This is a genomic window from Bradyrhizobium sp. USDA 336 (assembly GCF_044908355.1).
Lineage (GTDB): Bacteria > Pseudomonadota > Alphaproteobacteria > Rhizobiales > Xanthobacteraceae > Bradyrhizobium > Bradyrhizobium yuanmingense.
The window spans coordinates 4393609-4415186 of sequence record NZ_JBIYDC010000002.1 but is presented as its reverse complement, the minus strand read 5'-3'; the positions used below and the strand labels follow the sequence as shown (position 1 = coordinate 4415186).

Here is a 21578-nt window from a genome sequence, read left to right as displayed (position 1 = left end):
TTTTTATGGTCGTCACATACCGAGATAGGCCTTCCGCACGCGGTCGTCGGCGCGCAGCGTGTCGTTGTTGCCTTCGAGCACGACATGGCCGGCTTCGAGGACGTAGCCGTGGTCCGCGGATTCCAGCGCTTCCGCCACGCGCTGCTCGACCAGCAGCATGGTCAGCCCGGACTGGCGGCGAATCTCGATCAGCCGATCGAAGATGAAGTCGGCGGTTGAGGGCGCCAGCCCCATCGAGGGTTCGTCCAGCATCAAGAGTTTCGGCGAGGAGGCGAGGCCGCGGCCGATCGCGAGCATTTGCTGCTGGCCGCCTGACATCGTGCCCGCGAACTGGCTGCGGCGCTCCTTCAGCACCGGCAGCCATTCGAAGATGCGCTCGATGTTGCTCTGCCAGTCGCGTCGGCCGCTCTCCGTCATCGCACCCATCTCCAGATTCTCCATCACGGTCAGTGACGGGAAGACTTGGCGGCCTTCGGGGACGTGGGCGATGCCGAGATGGGCGCGCTGTGGCGGCGGCACTGCGAGGAGATCGACGCCGTCGAACGTGATGGCCCCGCCGCTTGGCTTGACGATGCCGGAGATGGTCTTGAACAGCGTGGTCTTGCCGGCGCCGTTTGGCCCGACGATCGCGACGAACTGGCCGGCGCCGACATTGATCGAGATGTCGTTCAGCACGGGTTTGGCCGAATAGCCCGCGCTCAATCCCTCAATTCGCAGCATGGCCCACCCATTTCTTGCCGAGATAGGCCTCGATCACGCGGTTGTCGCGCGTCACGACTTCCGGCAGGCCTTCGGTGATGACGGCGCCGTGGTCGAGCACGACGAATCTGTCGACCAGGCGGACCATCGCCTGCATCGTGTGCTCGATGATCGCGATGGTCGTGCCGTCGCGCGCCAGTTGCCGGATCACTGCGACGACCTCGTCGGCTTCGCCGTGGCCGAGGCCTGCGAGCGTCTCGTCGAGCAGCAGGATGCGTGGCTGGCCGGCGATCGCGCGGGCAAGCTCCATCAGCCGCAGCTCCTTGGTCGAAAGCTCGCCGGCGACGCGGTCGGCGACGGCAGAGAGCCCGACACGGGCAACTGCATCGGCGGCAAGCTTGCGGGCTTCGTCGTCGGACCGCGCGCGCACATAAGCACCGACCACGACGTTGTCGAGGATCGACATGCGCAGGAATGGTCGCATCACCTGGAAGGTGCGGCCGATGCCGGCCTCGCAGATCACGTGCGGTCGTTGGCCGGACATGTTGCGGCCATCGATCAGCACCTCGCCCTCGCTCGGTTTCAGGAAACCATTGAGGAGGTTGAACAGCGTGGTCTTGCCGGCGCCGTTGGGTCCGATGATGCCGAGGATCTCGTTCTGGTGCAGCTTGAAGCTGACATCCTGCACCGCCTTGAGCCCGCCGAAGGACCGCGACAGGTTCTTGACTTCGAGCACGACTTCACCGGTGGCGGCGCGCTGCCGGGGGGCGGGCTTCAGCGTGGTGACGTTGGCAGCCGATGTTTCGGGCGGGTTGGAGGCAGCCGCCTTAGGCGCGATCCGTTTGCGCAGGAGATCGCGCAGCTTCCAGAACAGGCCTTCCGGTGCCAGCAGGATGACGCAGACGATGGCGAAGCCGAAGATCACGCCCTGGATGCCCGGGAAGCGTGCGCCGGCCTCGGCGTGCAGGATCTCGGCGAGCGGGATCAGGATCACCGAGCCGATCACCGGTCCCCAGACCGTGCCGACCCCGCCGAACATCGCAACCGTCAGCGCCTGTGCCGACACCAGCATGCCGAACACCGATTGCGGCGTCACGACCAACAACACCTGCGCGTAAAAGCCGCCGATCGCCGCGGCAATGGCCCCGCTAAGCGTGATCGCGCGCAGCTTCCAGGCGAGCGTATTGATCCCGGCCGCCTCGGCGGCGGCCTCGTTCTGCTTGATCGCGAGCAGTGCCATGCCGAAGCGGGAGCGCTCGATGAATTGCGTCAGCACGATGGTGGCAAGCATGATTGCGAGCCCCAGCAGCGTGTAGATGCGCGGATCGGCGAACTGCATGTAGGCGATCGGCGCGTCGCGCTTGATCGGAAGCGTCACCTCCTGGAAGCCGAGCCACTCGAACACGTAGAGGATGGCAAGCGGGTAGGCGAGCATCGCCAGGGCGAAATAGTGGCCCTGGAGGCGGAAGGTCGGAAATCCGATCAGCAGCCCGGCGATGCCGCCGAGCACGGCCGCGATGGGGATCAGCAGCCAGGGGGAGATGTCGAAATAGATCTGGCCGAGCGCGGTTGCATAGGCGCCGATGCCGAAGAACGCGGCGTGGCCGAACGAGATCAGTCCGGTGTAGCCGCTGAGCAGGTTCCAGGAGAGGCCGAACACCGCCCACACCGGCACCAGCGTCAGGATCAGCTGGTAGTAGGAATTGGTGACGCCGAGCGACAGCGCGGCATAGGCGATGGTGAAGAGCAGGGGAGGAAGAAAGGAGCGCATCCGGAGCATGATCACGTCCTCTCCACCATCCGCCCGAAGAAGCCTTGCGGTCGGAAGAAGATGATGAGGAGGAAGACGGCGAAGATCGCGGCGTTCTGCAGCTGCGTCGGCAGGATCAGCGTCGACATCTGCTGCACGAGCCCGATCGTCATGCCGCCCCAGAACGCGCCGATGATGCTGCCCATGCCGCCGAGCACGACGCCCGCATACATGACGATAACGTATTCGAGGCCGACGAATGGGTGGAACGGATAGTTCGTTGCGAGGAGGCCGCCGGCGATCGCCGTGATGCCGCAGCCGAGCGCGAAGGCGGTCCGGTGCGCGCGGTCGACGTCGATGCCCATATAGGTCGCGGCGGTCGGATTATCCGCGGCGGCGCGAAGCGATTTGCCGATCCGCGTGCGCGTAATCAGCAGCGAAAGCAGGATCATCATGATTAGCGAAACGATCATGTCGATGCTGCGGGCCTTGTTGAGAAAGATGCTCATGTCGAAGAAGGGGCCGAGCTCCCAGGCCGAGCTCGACAGCGGCGTGCGGATCGAGGCGAGCACCGAGCCGAACACGATGAGGCCGCCGTTCTGCAGGATCAGCGCGATGCCGAGCGTGAGGATCAGCTGGGCGTAGTGTCCCTCGCCTTCGAGCGAGGCGGTGCGCGTGCCCGAGACGTGCGAGATCAGTGCCCGGTGGACGAAGTAGCCGAATACGGCAAGCACGGGGCCGGCCAGCAGGATGGAGACGAAGGGTCCGACGGCATTGCCGAAGAACGACTGAACGCCGGCGGCGGTGAACAGATAGAAGGCAGTGTACATGCCGAGCATCATGAAATCGCCATGGGCGAAGTTGATGACGCGCATGACGCCGAAGATCAGGCCGAGCCCGACGCACATCAGGCCGTAGACGGCGCCGATCAGAAGGCCCGCGGCGAGCGCTTGCAGAAATCCTTCCATCAGCTTCGCCTCCGCGCGGCTGACGAACCTAAGCGGGTCTCGAAGTCGACCATGTTTCCCCCGTACTCTCCGGCACTTCTTATGATGCCGATCGTGAAACCCGTTCCGCCGTGTCCAGGCGGCATAGTGCTGCGATATCGCCGGCATTGCCGAGCCGTTCGCAGTTCTCGATGAGTTGCTCCAACTGGCACGTGCGGTCCTCACCGAGGACTCCCTGAGCGGCAGTGCGAAAGCGCGTGCGAATATCTGAAGGCGTTGCGGCGATGACGTCGGGTAGCGCGTGCCGGATCGTCCGGCCGCTCTGCAGATGCACGGTCACATCCGCGCCCTGCTTGTCGGGGAACGCGGTGGTGAAGCCGACATCCGGCTCAAGCTTCGTGATCGCAACCAGGCGGATGATATCGACATCATCGAGTTCGGCGTAGTTGCCTTCCTCGATCTCGCCCCTCACGAGCGTGGCCGCGACGCTGAAGGGAATGCTCATTTTGGCCTGGAGCGCGTTGCGATACGGGCCGGTGGAGGCGCACCCAGGATAGCGCACGGCGGCATCGGGAGCGCGAATGACGACGCGGTCGATCTCCTCGGGGCCGGCGAGTTCGTGCGAGACGCGAAGGGCCGCTTGCGCGGCGGTCTGCGCGAAATTGCAGGCCGGCACCGGCTTGTTGTAGACCGCCATGATCTCGCATTCGCCATTCGGGAACAGCGCGATGCTGTCGGGCGCGGCCTGGCGACGATAGGCGGCGAACAGGCCCGCTTCGCCTTCGAGGATCGTTTCGGAGCCGAAAGCGCCGGCTGCGGCGAGGCCGACTGCCTTGATCGCATTGCTGGCGGCGAAGCCGGGATGAAAATACATGTCGGAGCCGCCTGCATGCGGCCACTCGTTGAGACCGCTGGACGTGTTGGCTGCGATCGCGATGGCGCTGGTCGCTGCGTCTTCGGACAGGTTGAGCGCGAAACTTCCGGCGAGCGCCGCGCCCAGAGGGGCCACGAGGCCGGTCGGACGATAGAGCCGGGCGAGATCGGAGGTCAGCAACGCGCGGCCGATCCGCGCGCCGGTCTCATAGCCGATGATCGCGGCTGCGAGCAGCCTCGAGCCGTGCAGCTGCGACTGTTCGGACAGCGCGAGCAATGTCGGCCAGATCACCACGCCGTGGTGCGCAATGCTGGCGGCATGCATGTCTTCCCGCACGAGTCCGTGCCCCATCACGGCATTGGCGAAGGCGGCATCGGCCGGCGAGGAGAGTCGCGACATTCCGACGATGGTTGCGCTGCCGCCACCTTGTGCGATCGTGATTGCCTGACGACTCCAGGGATGATGGCCCGCCTCGAAGGCGCAGGACAGGAAGTCGAGCAGGCAGAGCTTGGCCTTGGCGACCACTTCAGGCCCGAAATCTCCGAGATCAACGGCAAGCGCGCTCCGCGCCATCTGGCGCGCGAGCGATACCTTGCCTGATCCGGTCGGGCCGTTCGTCATCGCAAGTGTGTCTCCCAAAGGTTCTTGCGCTCAGCCGCGCATCTCGACTCCGGCCCACTCTTCGAGCACCTTGGCGATCGAGGTGAAATCGGATGACGGGCCGTATTTGGCGTTGGTGATCGCCAGCATCTGCCGTACCACTGCGCCGCAGACCATCGGCACGCCCATGGCCTCGGCCTCGTCCACGCAGAGACGGACGTCCTTGTAGGAAAGGCCGGTGGTGAATCCGAAATCGAACGTGCCCGGCAGCACCGAACGGGGAAATTTGTCTTCGGAGGCGCTGTTGCGGCCGCTGCTGGCGTTGATGATATCGATCAGCACCTTGGCGTTGACGCCGCCCTTGACGCCCATGGCGACCGCTTCCGACGTGATCACCAGCGCCGCCGCCGCCATCAGATTGTTGGCGAGCTTGGCGGTCTGCGCCACGCCGGGCTTGTCGCCGGTGTAGAACAGCTTGCCGAAATTCTTCAGGATCGGCTGCACGATGTCGTAAGTCGCTTGCGGGCACGATACCATAACGGCGAGCGTGCCGTTCACGGCGCCCTTGATGCCGCCGCTGACGGGCGCATCGACCAGCGTCATGCCTTTGGCTTTCAGCCCTTCCGCAACGAGCTTCGCCGCGCCGGGACCAGAGGTCGAGAGATCAACGACGATCTTGGCGCGGTTGCCGCTGCTGATGCCGTCCTCGCCGAGAGTGACGGCCTTGACGATGTCGGGCGTCGGCAGACTGGCGAGCACGATGTCGGCGCGCGAGGAGACGTCGGCCGGCGACTTGCCGACCAAGGCGCCGCGCTTGACCAGCGGCTGCGTCGCGTCGGTCTGCGTGTCGTAGACGACGAGCGAATAGCCCGCGTCCATCAACCGCCCCGCCATGGGGCCGCCCATGCGGCCGGTTCCGATCACACCGAGCGTCTCTCCCGCCATAGTTCACTCCCTGTAGCGCGCCCCAGCAGGGTGCGGCGTCTTGATCTTGTCATTGTCTGTTCGCCGGCCGTTCCGGACGGCCGCCGTCATCGTGGCGGCGGGACCCCGCGCCAGCGTTCGGATTGTTATGATTGTCAGACAAGCTGTCAAGCATAACATTTGGGGTCGACAGTTTGCCGCGGATCGGCATAAGGTCCGAAAAACGAGGAAGACGCCCCGCGTGCCGCAAGACCCAATTCCCAGCGTGAGCAGGACGCTCGCCGATTTCGTCGCGGCGACGTCGTGGGCGGACGTGGAGGCGCAGAGCGGCGAGGCGCGACGCTCGATACTGAATTTCTTCGCCACGGCACTCGGCTCCGCACGCGATCCGGTGGTGATGGCGGCGATGCGAACCCTGTCGCCGTTCAGCGGCGCCGCGACCGCGACGGTCATCGGTCATTCGCAGCCGATGGACGCGATGTGCGCATCGTTTCTCAACGCCATCTCGGCCAATCTGCTCGATTTCGATGACACCCATCCCGAGACGATCATTCATCCGGCGGCACCGGTCGCAGCTCCAGTCCTCGCACTCGCGGAGACGCATAAACTGTCTGGACGCGAGTTGTTGACGGCGTTCATCCTCGGTGTGGACGTCGAATGCCGCATCGGCGCCGCCGTTTCGCCGCGCCATTATGCGCGCGGCTGGCACATCACTTCGACATGCGGGATCTTTGGCGCCGCGGCGGCTTGCGCCAAACTATTGGGCCTGCCGGCGGAGGGCATTGCGAATGCCATCGGGCTCGCGGCGAGCCAGTCGGCAGGCAATGTCGAGAATCTGCCCAGTGCCGCGAAGAATGTCAGCGTCGGTAACGCGGCGCGCAACGGTTTGTTTGCGGCGCTGCTTGCAGAGCAGGGTTATGAGGCGGCCCCCCAGGCCATTGAAGGCCCGCTCGGTTGGGCACGCACGATGGGTGACGAGCTGGATATTGCCCGCTTGCTTGATGGTCTCGGCAAGACCTGGGAGATCGCCAAGAACACCTACAAGCCCTATCCCGCCGGCATCGTTTTTCATGCGGTCATCGATGCCTGCCTTCAGTTGCGAGAGCAGATCGGTCGGCGATTCGACCAGATCGACACCGTGACCGTTCAAGGCTCGACGCTGCTGCTTGCGCGCGGCGACCGCCCCGTCAACAACGAGCGCGATGCGCGCGTCAGCATCCATCATTGCGTGGCGTGCGGATTGCTGCCCGGCAGAGCCGGCGTCGCCGAGTTTGCACGCGAGACGGTCATCCGGCCCGATATTGTGCAGCTGCGACAGAAGGTGACAGCGGAGTGGGATGACGGGATGCCGGATGGTGCGGCACGCGTGACCGTGCGCCTGTCGTCCGGCGAGGTTTTCACCGAGACCGTCATCTCGCCGCGCGGCAGCCGGGCAGCGCCGCTTGGAGATCGCGATCTCGAGGCCAAGCTGCGCGAAAGCGTGCGAACGGGCCAGAGCAATTGGGACGCGGACGGTGTCATCGACGCCGTCTGGCGTCTATATGCGGTGGCTGACGTCGCCGAACTGCTGCGATCGTTGCGGCCGCCCTCGGCGAAGCGCCGAACAACTTCCAACTAGACTCTCGCAAGACCTGAAAGGGACGATCATGACCAAGACCGAACTGTTCGAAAAGGGCCTCAAAGTCCGCAAGGAGGTGCTCGGCGAGGACTACGTCAACAAATCGATCGCCGGTGCCGACGAGTTCACGCGCACGATGGCGGAATGGTCCACCGAATTCTGCTGGGGCGCGCTGTGGACGCGGCCCGGCGTCGACCGTCGCACGCGCTCGATCGTCAATTTGGCGATGCTCGGCGCACTGAACCGGCCGCACGAGCTGAAGCTGCACGTGAAGGGCGCGTTGAAGAACGGGCTGACCAAGGAGGAGATCAAGGAGATCCTGCTCCAGGTCGCCGTCTATTGCGGCGTGCCCGCCGGCATCGACGCTTTCCGCAACGCACGCGAGGCCTTCAAGGAAGTTGACGCGGAGTCCTGAACGCGCCCCATTTGGTTGGTGGAAGTCATGAGCGAGCCGGAATACGAGCTCTTTGCCATCCGCTACGCGACGCGGGATGCACGGCGGAGCGAGCACTTCATCGGCGGTGACCCGCACGACGGGCCGATGCCGATGGATTATTTCATGTGGCTGGCGAGGGGTGGCGGACGCGTCTTCGTCATTGACACCGGCTTCAACGCCGCGATCGCGAAGCAGCGCAAGCGGGCGTTCCTGCGCTGTCCGGTTGAAACGCTTCGCGCCTTCGACATCGACGCAGCCGACGTCAGGGATGTGATCCTCACGCATCTGCACTACGACCATGCCGGCAATTTCGACCGCTTTCCGAACGCGCGATTTCATCTCCAGGAGCGCGAGCTTGCCTACGCCACCGGCCGCTACATGCAATATCCGAGGCTGTCGCATTCCTTCGAGGTCGAGGATGTCTGCGGCATCGTGCGGCTGAACTATGCGCGCCGCGTTCTGTTCTACGATGGCGACGCCGAGATCGCTCCGGGGCTGACGGTCCATGCGGCGGGGGGACATTCCGCCGGGCTTCAATTCGTCCGGGCCAACACGCGCCGCGGTCCGGTCGTGCTCGCTTCCGACGTCAGTCATTTCTACGAAAACCTGACCAGCGAGCGTCCCTTTACGACGGCGTTTCATGTCGGCGACATGCTGGTGGGGTTCGACAAACTGCGCGCCGCAGCGCCGGATGCGGACCACATCGTTCCAGGTCACGATCCGCTCGTCATGATGCATTATCCAGCGCCGACTCCGGATCTGGACGGGATCGCGGTCCGCTTGGATGTGGCGCCGTCCGGGCCTGCTCACTCCTAGGGCGGCGAGAGGACCACGCACCGCTTCCTTGTCGAGCTTCCGCATCTTCAACTCTGGCACGATCTGCGGCCGATCGGAGACGGCTGACTATCCTGCAAGAAAGCCGCCATCGATGGCGACGACGGTGCCGGTCGCGTATTGCGAGGCCGGCATGCAGAGGAACGCAACCGCGCAGCATCTAGATCATGATGCGGTCAGGTTGGAGGCGCCAAGCGGATTGGAACGAAAGGCCTTCGCCAAGCATCGCTACATCGGGCTCGATGCCGATCTTCTTGATGATCCCGGCCCACTTCGTGGACTCGTAGATTGAGCCGAGGGCTGGTCAAAACGCCAACCTCCAATTGCCGCTATCGACCGCTGCTGCGCGTTGCGCGCCGCTTCTTGCGGGACTCCGGCGGAGGCGCTGTGGAGGCCGGCTGTTCCTCCTGCGACTTGAGCGTAGCCTGCATATGTACGGCCAGCTTCAACGCGCTATCAGCGTTTGATGCGAGCCGGGACAGCAGCTGGCCCAGCATTTTGAATTCCTCACGCGTCAGCATTCCAAACAGTGCGTCGTTGACCGGTCGCTGCAAGGCGGCAAGGCGGATCAACAAGCTCATTCCACGCTGGGTGAGAGCAAGTTGCACCCGACGTCCGTCCTCGGGATGGGGGGTTTTCTCGAGGAAGCGATCGGACACCAGTTTGTTGATCTCGTTGGTGACGAAGGCGCCGCTCAGGTACAGCCGTTCGGCGACCTGGTTCACGCCCATCGGTTCTTCCGCAGTCGAATTCTTGATCGCGATCAAGATCAGATACTGGGTAGGCGACAGGTCGACAAAGCCCGCGAATATTTCACGGCAGGCTTCGAGGCTGCGTCCGAACGCGAAATAGTCGTAGAGCAGGCCGCGAAGCGTGCGGTCTCCCTCCTTGTCGAGCAGCTCAGGTTTAGACGCCGTCAAAAGCGCATCGGTCACGCGGTCAATCTCCTCACCAAATCATGGCGTTGCGGCTTGCTTAAGAAGCACGCATGCGCCCGCCCAGCAAGTAGGCTTGACATTTCCAGATAGCTTGGCGAAAAAGCTACTTGAGAATTATAATTCGCAGTGGGAAGCGAGGCGGAGTCCGATGGAGGACCGTGCATTCAGGCGTGCCCTGGGCGAATTCGCCACCGGCGTTGCGGTGGTGACGGCGCGCGGCAAGGGGGAAGAGCTCATCGGTATGACCATGAGCTCGTTCAACTCCGTTTCGCTCGATCCGCCGCTCGTTCTCTTCAGTGTCGACCGCAAGGCGCGCAGCCTGCCGGCAATGCTCGAAGCCAAGGGCTTCGCCGTCAACATTCTCGCGCGCGATCAGGAGCAGATCTCCAATCAGTTCGCGCGCGCTCTCTCCGACAAATGGGACCAGGTGAGAACGTCGGTCGGCCATGCCGAGGCGCCGCTGATCTCGGGCGCGATGGCGCATTTTGAATGCACGCCCTATGCGATTTACGAGGGTGGCGATCACGTCATCTTTGTCGTCCGCGTCATCAGGCACGCGAGCCGCGCCGAGGCCGCTGCTCCCCTGATCTTCTTTCGCGGCCGATACCGCGATCTCGTCGATGAGACCGAGCGCGAGCCGACCTGGCCGCTTCCCATCCACTACTAGCTTTGAACCGGAGACCTGCGATGCGTAGCGCAAAGGAATATTTGTCAGGCCTGAAGGACGGCCGGACCATCTACATCAACGGCGCCTCGGTCGGCGATGTCACGACGCACCATGCCTTCCGCAACCTCGCCAGCTCCATGGCGGGCATGTTCGACTTCGCGAGCGCGTCTGAGAACACGGAGCTGATGACCTTCGACACGGGCGCAGGTCGCGCCAACCGCATCTGGCAACTTCCGACCTCCTATGCCGAGCTCGTGATGCGGCGAAAGGCGCTCGAGGCGTGGGCCTCGCTGCATGCCGGCTTCATGGGCCGCGCGCCGGACCACGTGGCGTCGTGCATTTCCGGGCTCTACATGGGGCTCGACGTCTTCAAGGCGTATGATCCTGCCCGCGCCGGCGCGCTCGAGAGCTACTATCGCTACGTCCGCGACAAGGATCTCTATCTCACCTACGTCATCATCAATCCCCAGGCGGACCGCTCGAAAGGCGCAGCCGAACAGGCGGATCCGTTCCTCACCGCGGGAGTCGTCGACCGCGACGCGGAAGGCATCACCATCCGCGGCGCCAAGATGCTCGCCACCGGCGGCGTGGTCGCCGATGAGGTCTTCGTCACCACCATCCAGCCGATGCGTCCGGGCGAGGAGCGTTATGCGATGTCCTTCGCGATTCCGATGAACACGAAGGGCCTCAAGATGCTGTCGCGCAAGTCCTACGAGGATGCCGCTGGCGCAGTGTTCGACAATCCCTTGTCCAGCCGCTTCGACGAGAACGACGCGGTTCTCTACTTCGACGACGTGAAAGTGCCGTGGGACCGCGTCTTCATCGAAGGCAACGTCGAAATGTGCCAGAAGCAGTTTCACGGCACGCCGTGCCACGTCTATCAGAACTACCAGGCGATGGTGCGCTTGAGCGTCAAGCTCAAATTCCTGACCGGCCTTGGGCATCGGACCGCCGACATGAACGGCGTCACCCAGTTCCCGCAGGTGCGCGAAATGCTCGGCCAGCTCGCGGCCGAGACCGGCATGGTCGACGCGCTGGTGGCCGCGATGGAAGCCAAGGGCACGCAGGTCGGTCCCTATTTCATCCCGGACCGGCACACCCTCTACTCCGCGCAGGTGCTGACACAGCAGCTCTACGCGCACGTCATCAATACGCTTCGCGAGCTCGCCGGCGGCGGCATGATCATGCTGCCTTCGTCGGTCGCGGACTTCGACAATCCCGAGATCGCGGCCCTGATCGGCAAGACCCAGCAGTCGCCCAAGGCCAATTCGCATGACCGGGTGAAATTCTACAAGCTCGCTTGGGATGCTGTCGGCTCGGAGTTCGGCTCGCGCCATCAGCAATACGAGATGTTTTACGCCGGCGCGACCTTCGTCACCAAGGGGCATTCCTATCGCACCTACGACTGGGCCGGCGCCGACCGTCTGGTGCAGTCCATGCTCGATTCCTACGACCTCAACGGCGTCTCGGCGGCCAGCAAAGCCGCCTGATCCGAAGGAGACAATGCATGCCCGTCAACAAGAAGCACGACGAATTTCACACGCTCGACATGACCACCGGCTGGGAAGTGCCGGCAGGCTATCCGGCCGGCATCCAGCAGAAGATCATCGCGGGCGGATTGGACGAGGAGAACCGGCGCGGGACACGGACGCGGCTGCTGCGCTTCGCGCCAGGGGTCTACACCACGGCGCCGTTCTCCCACGAATATTGGGAGGAGGTTTATCTGGTTTCGGGTGATTTGATCGTCGGTAACGATGCGGACGGCGAGGGCGGCAAGAGCTTCCCGCCGAACACCTATGCCTGCCGCCCACCGCACGCGCCGCATGGCCCGTTCAAGTCCGTGAACGGCTGTCTGCTTCTCGAGATGCACTATTTCGATCCGGTGTGATCCGGATCGCTGCCGCGAACATCATTCGACCAGCACAGGGGGAAGAGAAGTCATGACGTCCAAAGGTATCTCTATCGTAGTTGCGCGTTGCCTGTCGTCACTTGAACGGCTCTTCAGGCTGGATCGCGGTGTGCCCCAAGGCAAGGTCCGATGGGTGGTGGACGGACTTGCCGGGGCGCTCGCGCTCGGTGTCGTCGCCGCCACGCCGGCCGCTGCGCAGGAGAAGCCGGGCGCGTTGGGGCTGGGTATTTTCACGTTCACATCGGGTCCTGCCGCAGCCTACGGCATGCCGGGCAAGAACGCGGCCGACCTCATGATCGATGAGATCAATGCAAAGGGCGGCATCGGTGGCGTGCCGGTCAGTGCGACCTACGTCGACGAGGCGCAGGGCGCGCAAGGCGTGATCGCAGAGTATCGGCGGCTCGCCGGAGACGCGAAGAACCAGGTCATGGTCGCCGCCCTGTCGAGCGCGAACTGCCTGGCGCTGGCGCCGCTCGCCGAACAGCTCGAGGTCCCCACTGTCGGCTGGAACTGCGATACCCATCAGCTGCTGATGGACGGCAAGAGCAAATTTCTGTTCCGGCCCAACGGCAATACCGTGCCCGAATTCATCGCCTACGCGATCTACCTGCTGGACCGCAAGCCCGACGTGAAGACGGTGGCGATCATCAACCCGGACTACGCGTTCGGCCATGATGCGGCAAAGATCTTCACCGCGGCGTTGAAGGCCCTGAAGCCTGACGTCGAGATCGTCGCCGAGCTCTATCCGAAACTCGGCTCGCCGAACTACCAGACCGAAATCTCGCGCCTTGCGACGGCGCGCCCGGACGTGGTCTTCTCAAATCTTTGGGGGGCCGACCTCGAGAACTTCGTTCGCCAGGCCGCGCCGCGTGGAATCTTCACCTCCAGTCAGGTCATCCTGGCGCTCGGCGAGACCGTGCTGCAACGCGTGCCGTTGCCGGACGGCGTGATCGTCGGTGTTCTCGGTGATGGCTGGTGGATGTCGCCGGACGCCAAGAAGAAGCCGGAGACGGTGAAGTTTGCCGAGGCCTACAAGGCGCGCTTCGGCGAGTATCCGGTGTTCCCGTCGATCAAGATGGCCAACGCGCTGATCTACGTGAAGGGAGCCTACGATGCGGCGATGCAGAAGAACGGCGGCAAATGGCCGACGCGTGCCGAGCTCGCCGCCGCCATGAAGGGCAGCAAGGTCGAGACCTTGACCGGCATGGCGCAGACGCGCGCCGACAATGACGGCCTCGTCGACCAGATCGTCGGCGTCACAGCCAAGACCCCGGCGCAGCAGTTTCCCGTCATCGGCGACATGGCCCGCTACAAGGGCGACAGCCTGATGCCGCAGGCCGGCCAGGATCCGCTCGCCTGGATTGCGACGCTCAAGCCCGAATTCGCAAAGAGCCTGCCGAAGCCCGGCAGTTACAAATAGACCGGGATGATGTTCACGTGAGGGCGTAGGCCGATGTTGAATGCAATAATCCCCCTGCTGCTGGACAGTCTGGCGAACGCCGCGTTGATCTTCTTCGCGGCGGTCGGCCTGACGCTGGTGTTCAGCGTGCTGCGCGTCCTCAACGTCGCCCATGGCAGCCTGTATTCGATTGGTGGCTATGTCGCGGCCTCGATCTGCCTGTTCATCGCGAGCCGGCAGCTCAACCCGTATTTGTCGTTCCTGGCGCTCCTGTTCAGCGCTGTGTGCGTGGCGGCGATATTCGGTCCGCTGATCGAACGCGGCTTGGTTCGCTGGACCTATGGCAAATCGGAAGCCGTGCAGATCCTGATCACGTTCGGACTGTTCCTCATCCTGGAGGACCTTCAGCGCGTGATCTTCGGCGTCCAGTCCTTCTATGAGGACGCGCCGATGCGATTGCTCGGCACCACAAGCATCGGTGGCGTCGTCTATCTCAACTACCAGATCCTCCTGATCGCCATGGCGCTCCTCGTCGTCATCGGCCTGCGGCTCCTGATCAATCACACCCGGCTGGGGCGTCTGATCACGGCTGTCGTCACCGACCGCGAGATGGCGCAGTCGATCGGCATCGACACCAACCGGATCTTCATCCTGGCGTTTTCGCTTGGCGTATTCCTCGCCGCATTGGGCGGCGCGCTGGCAACGCCGACGTCAGGGATCGCGCCAGGTCTCGGCGCCGACACCATGGTGCTCGCCTTTGCGGTCGCTGCGATTGGCGGTCTCGGGCAGATCGAGGGAGCCGCCTTGGCTTCGCTGATCGTCGGGCTGGCGCGCGTGCTCGCGATCTATCTGGTGCCGTCGCTGGATGCTGTCGCGCCCTATGCGGCCATGCTTGTCGTTCTTCTGATCCGCCCCTATGGCCTGTTCGGATCAGTGACGGCGCGGAGGATATGATGCCAACGATCATTGCCGCTGCGGCGGTCGTCGTCATTGCGCTTTTGCCCGTGGCCGCGCCCTGGCTTCAATTCGTCCTGACGCTTGCGATCGCCAAGGGCTTTGCGGCGCTCGGTGTCGCCGTGCTGCTCCGCGCCGGGCTGATCTCGATCGGCCATGCGATGTTCTTTGCCGCGAGTGCCTATGCAGTCGCGTTCCTGGCGCGTGCCGGGGTCAACGATCTTGGGCTGCTGCTGATCCTCTCGGTGCTGGGCGGGGCGCTCATCGGCGCCATCGCCGGATCGTTTCTCGTCCGCTATCGCGCGATCTTCTTCGCGATGTTGAATCTTGCGGTCGCCATGGTGTTCTACGCGCTCTGCGCCAAGCTCTATGGTGTCACCGGCGGGACCGACGGCATGCCGGTGCCGGTTCCGGCCGCGTTCGGCGTCGTGCTTGGCGAGCCGGCCTTCAAGAGCGTGCTGTTCTATCTCAGTCTCGGGCTGATGGTGCTCGTCGGCCTGGCCGTGCAGCGCTACCTGAACAGCCCGCTCGGTCACGCGCTCTCGGCCGTCCATACCAACGAGATCCGGCTCGAATATCTCGGCATCCCGGTCTGGGCGATCCTGCTGATCGCCTATGTCGTCTCGGCGGCGCTCGCCGGGCTTGGCGGTGCGATCGCCAGCTTTGCGATCGGTCGCGTGGTCCCGGATTTCGCGTTCTGGACCGCATCCGGCCACCTCGTGCTGATCGCCGTGCTCGGCGGCATCGGTGGCGTGCCGGGCGCGTTCATCGGTGCCCTGTTCCTGGAACTGCTGCACAGCGCCGCGGTCACTGTTACCGATTCCTGGAATTTGATCGTGGGCATGACACTGATCATCGTGATCATGTTCATGCCGCAAGGGGTCTATGGATTGTTCGCGCGCAAGGAGGCGACGAGCCTATGACGCCTCCCATCCTGGAAGCAAAAGGCCTCCACGTCGCATTCAACGGCGTCAAGGCCGCCGACGATGTCAGCATCGCGATCCATGACGGCGAGTTCCTCGCGATCATCGGTCCGAACGGGTCTGGCAAGACGACGCTGCTCAACATCTGCACGGGCTACATCCGCCCGAGGTCGGGCAGCGTGCTGCTCGACGGCGACGACATCACCCATCTGTCGCCGCGCGCCATCGCGCGCCGTGGTGTCGCCCGCTCATTCCAGATCCCGCAACTCTTCTCCGCACAGCGTGTGATCGACAACATGATGCTGGCGCTGGCGGCAACCGATGGTCTGTGGAGCGCGGTGCAGCCGCTCGAAACCGCGAGCCGGCGCCAGGAGGCGAGGGCCTTGCTCGACCTCGTCGGGCTCGCCGACGATGCCGACCGGGTCAGCAGCACGCTTCCCGAAGGGCATCGCAAGCTGCTGGATATCGCGGTTGCGCTGGCCCTGAAGCCTCGGTTGCTGCTGCTCGACGAGCCGACCAGCGGGGTGAGCGCCCTCGAACGCTTCCCGCTGATGGAGGCACTGATGGCGGCGCTGCGCCAGCGCCGCATCACGGCGTTGTTCGTGGAGCACGACATGGACGTGGTCGCGCGTTACGCGAGCCGAGTCCTGGTGTGGAACGCCGGCAACATCATGGCCGAGGGACGGCCCGACGAGGTGTTCAGCAACGCGCAAGTGCGCCAACGAGTCGTAGGGGTGGCCTGATGCTGAGGCTCGACAAGGTCAGCGTCTCGATCGAGGGCGTCCGCGTGCTGCGCGCCGTGAGTTGCGAAATCATCGCGCGCAAGTCGACGGTGTTGATCGGGCGCAACGGCGCCGGCAAAACCACGACCCTGCGCGCAATCATGGGCCTCATCGCGATGGACGAAGGCTCTGTTCGGCTCGATGCCGAAGATCTCGGCAACAGGCCTGCCCACACCCGCGCCCGCGCCGGGATTGGCTATGCGCCGGAGGACCGCCGTCTGATTCCGGAGCTGAGCGTGGAGGAGAACATCCGCCTCCCGGCCCTGGCGCTGAAGCTCGACCGTGCCGAGGTCGTGCGAAGGCTCGACGAGATCTATCAGCTGTTGCCCGAATTGCATGTGATGCGGTTCCGGCCGGCCGGCGGCGTGTCCGGAGGGCAGGGCAAGATGGTCGCGCTGGGGCGCGCACTGACGGTAGCACGCAAGGTTCTGCTGCTCGACGAGCCGTTTCAAGGTCTGGCGCCGGCCCTCGCACTCGACTATGCGCGGACGCTTGACGAATTGCGCAAGCATCGGCCGGAACTCGCCATGCTGATTACGGAATCGTCGCCTGCGCTGCTCGACCGGATCGCAGACAGGACGCTGCAGATCGAGCGCGGCGAAATCCTGACCACATCGATCAAGGATAGGGAATTCCATGTTGCTGCAATTTGAACGCCTCGCCAATGACCGGACCGACCGCATTGCCGTCGAGATCGGGTCCCTTGTCATCGCGGGCTGGGCGGGCAGGGATGCGGCGGCGATCGAACATCATGTCGAGGAGCTCGCCGCGCTCGGCATTCCGCGTCCCTCCACCACACCGCTCTACTATCGTGTCGCTGCGCAAACATTGACCCAGGACAGCCGCCTGACCGTCCTTGGGCCCGACAGTTCCGGCGAGGTCGAGCCTGTCGTTGTCGCCATGGCTGATGGGCTCTGGGTCGGCATCGGCTCCGACCATACCGACCGCAAGGCCGAAGCGTCCGGCATCGCCCTTTCGAAGCAGCTGTGCGGCAAGCCGGTCGGCTCACAGCTCTGGTCTTATGCAGATGTCGCGGGGCATTGGGATGAACTGGTCCTTCGCTCGTGGGCGACGATCGACCGGGAACGGGTGCTCTACCAGGACAGCCCGGTCTCCTCGCTCCGAACGCCGCGCGATCTGATTCGTCGCTACGCCGGCACGGACATACTACCAGCCGGCACGCTGATGTTCTGCGGAACGCCGGGCGCGATCGGCGGCATTCGGCCGGGGACGCGTTTTGAGATGGAGCTGAAGGACCCGGTCCTGAACCGGTCCCTGATCCATGGCTACGACATCGACGTCCTGCCGGTCGTCTCCTGATCTTTCTGCCCGGCGCGTGTCATGACAGCAACTAAGGATCCATCGCACCCTTCGGCCGTCGCACGGCTGGAGGCGGCACTTGCGCGGATCCATTCGCCGGAAGCGAACAACGTCTTCACGGCCGTGTTTGCGGATAGCGCCCGCTGGGAGGCCGAAGCTGCGGATCGTCGCGCCGCTGCCGGAGCGCTCCGTGGTCCGCTCGATGGTCGCATCGTTTCGATAAAAGCGCTGTTCGACGTCGCCGGCACCGTCACGAGCTCGGGCTCGGCTGTCCTGCGCGGCCGGCCACCGGCCGTCGAAGATGCCGAGGTCGTCAAGCGGTTGCGCGCTGCGGGTGCCATCGTCATCGGCAAGACGCAGATGACGGAGTTCGCTTTCTCCGCGTTGGGTACGAACCCACACGACGGGATGCCGGCCAATCCGCGGGACCGCACCCGCATTCCGGGAGGCTCCTCAGCGGGCGCTGTCGTGTCCGCAATTGGCGGCATGGCGGACATCGCCATCGGCAGCGATACCGGCGGTTCGATCCGAATCCCCGCCTCACTGTCGGGTGCGGTCGGATTCAAGCCGACCAGCGGTTTCGTGCCGACCGCCGGCGCGTTCTCGCTGTCGTCGAGTCTCGACACGATCGGTCCGGTCGCCGCGAACGTCGAGGACTGTTTCGTGGCCGATCAGGTGCTTTCAGGTGAAGTCGCGCCGTCGCGGCTGCGGCCAGCATCCTCCGGCACGTTCCGCCTTGTCGTTGCCCGCGGGCGCTTGTTCGATCGATGCGAACCCGAGGTGCTCGCCGCGTTCGAGAACGCCATGGAGCGGCTTCGATCAGGCGGCTTGCAGATCGGGGATGGATCCATTGAGGCTGCGCTCGATGACGTCGCCCAGATAGACAAGATCGGCACCTTCCCGTCGATCGAGGTCGGCGCGACGCTGCGCAGTTTGGGGCTCTCGGTGCTGGATGGGGTCGATCCTCGAACGCGCGTCCGCATTGAGGCTGGCGCTGGCATTCTCGCCACGGACTATGTGCGCATGGTGCGGCTGCGGCAGGATGCGATCCGATTCTTCGAACAGTCCTTCGGCAACAACGAGGCGTTCGTCCTGCCGACGACGCCCATCCGAGCGCCGCTTCTTGCGTCCGTCGCGGAGCATGCGGCATTCCATGAGCTCAATGGCCTCGTCCTGCGCAATCCGCGCGTCGCCAACCTGCTCGACTGCCCGTCGATTTCGCTGCCGTTGCCGCTCGAAGGTCTTCCCGTGGGTTTGATGTTGATTGGCCGCAGGAATGCCGACCGGCGGTTGCTGGAGATCGCAGCCAGTGTAGAAGCGCTGCTGCGAGGACATTTGCATGCTGCATAGCCCTTTCGCGCGAAAGGCCGCCAAATCCACGATCACGCGGAGAAGCTGTGGCGAGGCCGCCTGTGAAGCTGTAGCTTGCCGATTGCCAATGTATGTCCATGGGGACAGAAACGAGACGTTTCTGGTGCGGTGGACTGACGAACGACAACGGAAATCTGGCAATCCGCTGATTTTTTCTGGTGGGCCCGGCAGGACTCGAACCTGCAACCAGACCGTTATGAGCGGCCGGCTCTAACCATTGAGCTACAGGCCCCGCCGCGAGGCGGCCGCAGGTAGCGCGGCCGGCAACGGTGCGCGGTTCGTTTACAGGGCCTGAGGCGGGGGTGCAATGCTGGCGCTGGTGGATGGGAACGCCGGCACGGCATCATTGATAAATTTCGAATAACCGAAATTAGCGATGATGCCGGTATAAACCTGTTTTGCCCGACGAAGCAAACCGCGTTTTCGCAGGTTTTTTCGACGTGGGCGGTAACCCATTGAAATCACTGGCCTCGTCTACTGTGCATGGGGTTGTTTTTGCAATTTGTTTGAGGGGGCCTGTTGGCCCCCTCGAACATGGTGCGGCTGCGCTCTGCGGCACGGCCGCTGCCTAGTCCACCGAGACCCCGGCGAACTCGACCACCTTGCGCCACTTCTCGGTCTCGTCCGCGACCAGCTTGCCGAACTCGGCGGGCGCCATCGGCTTGGGCAGGCCGCCGACGTCCTTGAGCTTTGCCACTAGCTTCGGGTCCTTCAGCGCTTCGCCGACGGCCTTGTTGAGGATCTCGATCACTTCCGGCGGCGTGCCCTTCGGCGCGGAGATGCCGTAGAAGCCGACCGATTCGAAGCCCGGCACGGTCTCGGCGATCGCGGGCACGTCGGGCACGCTCGGCCAGCGCTGCGGCGAGGTCACGCCGAGCGCGCGGACATTGCCGCCCTTCACCTGCTCCATCGCCGAGGGCAAATTGTCGAAGATCAGCTGCACCTTGTTGGAGATGATGTCAGGGAACGCGACGGCCGAGCCGCGATAGGGCACGTGCACCATGTCGCACTTCGTCATCACCTTGAACAGCTCCGCCGACATGTGCACCGAGGTGCCGTTGCCGGAGGAGGCATAGGTGATCTTGCCGGGATTGGCCTTGCAATAGTCGATGAACTCCTGAACCGACTTCGGCGGAAACGCGTTGGAGACGACCAGCATGTTGGTGAGCTGCATGATGCTCGCGACCGGGGTGGTGTCGCGCAAAAAGTCGAACGGCAGCTTCTTGTAGAGCGAGGTCGAGATCGCGTTGTTGGGCGCGACGAACAGCAGCGTGTAGCCGTCCGGCGGGGCGTTGATCGCCGCGGCCGCGGCGATGTTGCCGCCGGAGCCGGTGCGGTTCTCGACGATGAATTGCTGGCCGAGCCGCTCCGACAGCCACTGCGCCATGATCCGCGCCACGATGTCGACTGGGCCGCCGGGGGAAAAGCCGATCAGCCAGTGTACGGGACGATCGGGATAGGCTGCGGCGGCGGGAGGGGTGGCGCTGAAAAGACCCAACAGGACTGCGAGTCCGAAAACACCGTGACGCAAAATTCGCAACATGACACCTCCCATTGTTCTATTGTCGTTGCGCGGCATGCTTTCATAAAAACCGGCGGCTGCCTACATCGCCGCAAGTCGGTGTTGACGCAGGCCCGTCAGGGACAACCATGAGATTCGCGATGATCCTTCTCGGTGCGGCGCTGCTCGCCAGCCCCGCCGCCGCCCAGACCGGAGGCACGGCCATTCCGACCGCGACGATCAGCCTGGGAACCGCGACATCCGGCGGCGGCTTCCCGCTCTATGGCAACGCCTTCGCGGAGCTGATGAACGCGGCCGATCCGCAAATCACGATCGTCCCGCGCAACACCAAGGGCAGCAGCGAGAACATCCCGCTTCTAGAGAAGGGTGAGCTCGATCTCGCGCTGGTCGCGGGCGAGCCGGCCTATGAAGCCTTCGCCGGCATCGGCCGTGCGAAGGTAGCGCTGAAGATCCTCACCGCGATCTATTCCAACCCCGGCATGTTCGTGGTGCGCGCCGACAGCCCGTACACGACCATCCGCGATCTCGTCGGTCAGCCCGTTGCGTTCGGTGCCAGGGGCTCCGGCCTGCCGATCCTGGCGCGCTATGTGCTCGATGGTCTCGGCCTGAAGCAGGACGAGGACTTCAAGGCTGTTTATCTCGACCGCGCCGGCGACGGCCCCGCGATGGTCGAGGACGGCCGCGTCGCAGCGCTCTGGGGCGCCGGCATCGGCTGGCCCGGCTTTGCCGCGGTCGCCGCGAGCGCGTCGGGCGCGCGCTTCATCGCGCCCAGCGCGGACGAGATCGCGCGCATCCGCGCCAAGCATGCGTTTCTCAAGCCGCTGACCGTGCCGGCCGGCTCCTACCCGAAGCAGACCGAGCCGATCCCCTCGCTCGGTTCCTGGAGCTTCATCCTCACGCGCGAGGATCTGCCTGACGACGTCGCCTACCGCCTCGCCAAGACGCTGCACGGTATCGAAGCGACGTTCTGCAGGAAGCTCGCCCAGGCCTGCGAGACCAAAGCCGCGAACACGGTCGCGGCCGCGCCGAGGCCGGAGCTGATTCATCCGGGCGTGCTGAAGTATTTCCGCGAGATCGGGGTGGTGAGATAGCGAGTGGCGAATTGCGAATA

General features: G+C 64.2%; 22 protein-coding genes and 1 tRNA gene. 15 read left to right on the top strand and 8 right to left on the bottom strand.

Translation table 11 applies throughout. The features are described 5' to 3' along the window. Nucleotides 1-12: 12 nt before the first annotated feature. The 5 genes from ABIA45_RS21545 to ABIA45_RS21525 all read right to left on the bottom strand — a co-directional run bounded on the left by ABIA45_RS21545 (nt 13) and on the right by ABIA45_RS21525 (nt 5815). Complete coding sequence (locus ABIA45_RS21545) at nt 13-720, bottom strand: ABC transporter ATP-binding protein (RefSeq protein ID WP_036011537.1); 708 nt, start codon at nt 718-720, stop codon at nt 13-15. Then, complete coding sequence (locus tag ABIA45_RS21540) at nt 707-2479, bottom strand: branched-chain amino acid ABC transporter ATP-binding protein/permease (RefSeq protein ID WP_275509194.1); 1773 nt, start codon at nt 2477-2479, stop codon at nt 707-709. The genes ABIA45_RS21545 and ABIA45_RS21540 overlap by 14 nt, the downstream gene beginning before the upstream one ends. A gap of 2 nt (nt 2480-2481) precedes the next feature. Then, nucleotides 2482-3417, bottom strand: coding sequence for a branched-chain amino acid ABC transporter permease (locus ABIA45_RS21535; protein ID WP_036011532.1), 936 nt, complete (start codon nt 3415-3417; stop codon nt 2482-2484). A gap of 79 nt (nt 3418-3496) precedes the next feature. Beyond that, a complete protein-coding gene (locus ABIA45_RS21530; protein ID WP_404653547.1) occupies nt 3497-4891 on the bottom strand; it encodes an MmgE/PrpD family protein in 1395 nt (464 codons plus the stop codon). 30 nt (nt 4892-4921) lie between these two features. Further along, nucleotides 4922-5815: an NAD(P)-dependent oxidoreductase gene (locus ABIA45_RS21525; RefSeq protein ID WP_404653546.1), complete on the bottom strand. Its 894-nt coding sequence runs from the start codon at nt 5813-5815 to the stop codon at nt 4922-4924. A gap of 40 nt (nt 5816-5855) precedes the next feature. On the opposite strand from ABIA45_RS21525, the gene ABIA45_RS21520 reads away from it, so the two are divergent. From ABIA45_RS21520 to ABIA45_RS21505, 4 genes are all read left to right on the top strand, one after another. Next, nucleotides 5856-7412, top strand: coding sequence for an MmgE/PrpD family protein (locus ABIA45_RS21520; RefSeq protein ID WP_404653545.1), 1557 nt, complete (start codon nt 5856-5858; stop codon nt 7410-7412). 28 nt (nt 7413-7440) lie between these two features. Next, complete coding sequence (locus ABIA45_RS21515; RefSeq protein ID WP_157285224.1) at nt 7441-7827, top strand: carboxymuconolactone decarboxylase family protein; 387 nt, start codon at nt 7441-7443, stop codon at nt 7825-7827. 27 nt (nt 7828-7854) lie between these two features. Next, complete coding sequence (locus ABIA45_RS21510; RefSeq protein ID WP_275508207.1) at nt 7855-8664, top strand: N-acyl homoserine lactonase family protein; 810 nt, start codon at nt 7855-7857, stop codon at nt 8662-8664. A 112-nt stretch (nt 8665-8776) separates the two neighbouring features. Further along, nucleotides 8777-8974 carry a hypothetical protein gene (locus ABIA45_RS21505; protein WP_404653543.1) on the top strand — a complete coding sequence of 66 codons (198 nt, stop codon included), beginning with the start codon at nt 8777-8779 and terminating at the stop codon, nt 8972-8974. 37 nt (nt 8975-9011) lie between these two features. Here the strand turns inward: ABIA45_RS21505 and ABIA45_RS21500 are convergent, their stop codons facing one another. Then, a complete protein-coding gene (locus tag ABIA45_RS21500; RefSeq protein ID WP_404543625.1) occupies nt 9012-9617 on the bottom strand; it encodes a MarR family winged helix-turn-helix transcriptional regulator in 606 nt (201 codons plus the stop codon). 151 nt (nt 9618-9768) lie between these two features. On the opposite strand from ABIA45_RS21500, the gene ABIA45_RS21495 reads away from it, so the two are divergent. The 10 genes from ABIA45_RS21495 to ABIA45_RS21450 are packed head-to-tail and all read left to right on the top strand — an operon-like array spanning nt 9769 to nt 18924. Continuing rightward, nucleotides 9769-10287 (top strand): flavin reductase family protein, encoded by a 519-nt coding sequence (locus ABIA45_RS21495; RefSeq protein WP_404543623.1) that lies wholly within the window; start codon nt 9769-9771, stop codon nt 10285-10287. A 20-nt stretch (nt 10288-10307) separates the two neighbouring features. Next, nucleotides 10308-11777, top strand: a complete 1470-nt coding sequence (locus ABIA45_RS21490) for a 4-hydroxyphenylacetate 3-hydroxylase family protein (RefSeq protein WP_404543621.1) — start codon at nt 10308-10310, stop codon at nt 11775-11777. Between the two features lie 17 nt (nt 11778-11794). Continuing rightward, nucleotides 11795-12175 (top strand): cupin, encoded by a 381-nt coding sequence (locus ABIA45_RS21485; protein ID WP_404543619.1) that lies wholly within the window; start codon nt 11795-11797, stop codon nt 12173-12175. Between the two features lie 52 nt (nt 12176-12227). Further along, a complete protein-coding gene (locus ABIA45_RS21480) occupies nt 12228-13616 on the top strand; it encodes an ABC transporter substrate-binding protein (protein WP_404543617.1) in 1389 nt (462 codons plus the stop codon). Nucleotides 13617-13649: 33 nt separating this feature from the next. Next, nucleotides 13650-14549: a branched-chain amino acid ABC transporter permease gene (locus tag ABIA45_RS21475; protein ID WP_404543615.1), complete on the top strand. Its 900-nt coding sequence runs from the start codon at nt 13650-13652 to the stop codon at nt 14547-14549. Beyond that, nucleotides 14549-15472 (top strand): branched-chain amino acid ABC transporter permease, encoded by a 924-nt coding sequence (locus tag ABIA45_RS21470; protein ID WP_404653542.1) that lies wholly within the window; start codon nt 14549-14551, stop codon nt 15470-15472. Before ABIA45_RS21475 ends, ABIA45_RS21470 begins: the two co-directional genes overlap by 1 nt. Then, the gene (locus ABIA45_RS21465) at nt 15469-16215 is read left to right on the top strand and encodes an ABC transporter ATP-binding protein (RefSeq protein ID WP_404543612.1); all 747 of its coding nucleotides are present in this window, start codon (nt 15469-15471) and stop codon (nt 16213-16215) included. Before ABIA45_RS21470 ends, ABIA45_RS21465 begins: the two co-directional genes overlap by 4 nt. Further along, nucleotides 16215-16907, top strand: a complete 693-nt coding sequence (locus ABIA45_RS21460; RefSeq protein WP_404543611.1) for an ABC transporter ATP-binding protein — start codon at nt 16215-16217, stop codon at nt 16905-16907. Before ABIA45_RS21465 ends, ABIA45_RS21460 begins: the two co-directional genes overlap by 1 nt. Next, nucleotides 16891-17574, top strand: a complete 684-nt coding sequence (locus ABIA45_RS21455) for a DUF2848 domain-containing protein (protein WP_404653540.1) — start codon at nt 16891-16893, stop codon at nt 17572-17574. The genes ABIA45_RS21460 and ABIA45_RS21455 overlap by 17 nt, the downstream gene beginning before the upstream one ends. A 21-nt stretch (nt 17575-17595) precedes the next feature. After that, nucleotides 17596-18924: an amidase family protein gene (locus ABIA45_RS21450; protein WP_404653539.1), complete on the top strand. Its 1329-nt coding sequence runs from the start codon at nt 17596-17598 to the stop codon at nt 18922-18924. Nucleotides 18925-19101: 177 nt separating this feature from the next. On the opposite strand, the gene ABIA45_RS21445 is transcribed toward ABIA45_RS21450, so the two are convergent. Together ABIA45_RS21445 and ABIA45_RS21440 are read right to left on the bottom strand one after the other, a co-directional pair. Continuing rightward, nucleotides 19102-19177: transfer RNA gene (locus tag ABIA45_RS21445), tRNA-Ile, on the bottom strand. A gap of 336 nt (nt 19178-19513) precedes the next feature. Continuing rightward, nucleotides 19514-20488 (bottom strand): Bug family tripartite tricarboxylate transporter substrate binding protein, encoded by a 975-nt coding sequence (locus tag ABIA45_RS21440; protein WP_404653538.1) that lies wholly within the window; start codon nt 20486-20488, stop codon nt 19514-19516. 107 nt (nt 20489-20595) lie between these two features. On the opposite strand from ABIA45_RS21440, the gene ABIA45_RS21435 reads away from it, so the two are divergent. Beyond that, nucleotides 20596-21558: a TAXI family TRAP transporter solute-binding subunit gene (locus tag ABIA45_RS21435; protein WP_404653537.1), complete on the top strand. Its 963-nt coding sequence runs from the start codon at nt 20596-20598 to the stop codon at nt 21556-21558. Nucleotides 21559-21578: the final 20 nt, after the last annotated feature.

Coding starts and splice junctions, on each gene's coding strand:
- ABIA45_RS21545 (WP_036011537.1), bottom strand. CDS start 720: ATGCTGCGAATTGAGGGATTGAGCGCGGGCTATTCGGCCAAACCCGTG.
- ABIA45_RS21540 (WP_275509194.1), bottom strand. CDS start 2,479: ATGCTCCGGATGCGCTCCTTTCTTCCTCCCCTGCTCTTCACCATCGCC.
- ABIA45_RS21535 (WP_036011532.1), bottom strand. CDS start 3,417: ATGGAAGGATTTCTGCAAGCGCTCGCCGCGGGCCTTCTGATCGGCGCC.
- ABIA45_RS21530 (WP_404653547.1), bottom strand. CDS start 4,891: ATGACGAACGGCCCGACCGGATCAGGCAAGGTATCGCTCGCGCGCCAG.
- ABIA45_RS21525 (WP_404653546.1), bottom strand. CDS start 5,815: ATGGCGGGAGAGACGCTCGGTGTGATCGGAACCGGCCGCATGGGCGGC.
- ABIA45_RS21515 (WP_157285224.1), top strand. CDS start 7,441: ATGACCAAGACCGAACTGTTCGAAAAGGGCCTCAAAGTCCGCAAGGAG.
- ABIA45_RS21510 (WP_275508207.1), top strand. CDS start 7,855: ATGAGCGAGCCGGAATACGAGCTCTTTGCCATCCGCTACGCGACGCGG.
- ABIA45_RS21505 (WP_404653543.1), top strand. CDS start 8,777: ATGGCGACGACGGTGCCGGTCGCGTATTGCGAGGCCGGCATGCAGAGG.
- ABIA45_RS21495 (WP_404543623.1), top strand. CDS start 9,769: ATGGAGGACCGTGCATTCAGGCGTGCCCTGGGCGAATTCGCCACCGGC.
- ABIA45_RS21490 (WP_404543621.1), top strand. CDS start 10,308: ATGCGTAGCGCAAAGGAATATTTGTCAGGCCTGAAGGACGGCCGGACC.
- ABIA45_RS21485 (WP_404543619.1), top strand. CDS start 11,795: ATGCCCGTCAACAAGAAGCACGACGAATTTCACACGCTCGACATGACC.
- ABIA45_RS21480 (WP_404543617.1), top strand. CDS start 12,228: ATGACGTCCAAAGGTATCTCTATCGTAGTTGCGCGTTGCCTGTCGTCA.
- ABIA45_RS21475 (WP_404543615.1), top strand. CDS start 13,650: ATGTTGAATGCAATAATCCCCCTGCTGCTGGACAGTCTGGCGAACGCC.
- ABIA45_RS21470 (WP_404653542.1), top strand. CDS start 14,549: ATGCCAACGATCATTGCCGCTGCGGCGGTCGTCGTCATTGCGCTTTTG.
- ABIA45_RS21465 (WP_404543612.1), top strand. CDS start 15,469: ATGACGCCTCCCATCCTGGAAGCAAAAGGCCTCCACGTCGCATTCAAC.
- ABIA45_RS21460 (WP_404543611.1), top strand. CDS start 16,215: ATGCTGAGGCTCGACAAGGTCAGCGTCTCGATCGAGGGCGTCCGCGTG.
- ABIA45_RS21455 (WP_404653540.1), top strand. CDS start 16,891: ATGTTGCTGCAATTTGAACGCCTCGCCAATGACCGGACCGACCGCATT.
- ABIA45_RS21450 (WP_404653539.1), top strand. CDS start 17,596: ATGACAGCAACTAAGGATCCATCGCACCCTTCGGCCGTCGCACGGCTG.
- ABIA45_RS21440 (WP_404653538.1), bottom strand. CDS start 20,488: ATGTTGCGAATTTTGCGTCACGGTGTTTTCGGACTCGCAGTCCTGTTG.
- ABIA45_RS21435 (WP_404653537.1), top strand. CDS start 20,596: ATGAGATTCGCGATGATCCTTCTCGGTGCGGCGCTGCTCGCCAGCCCC.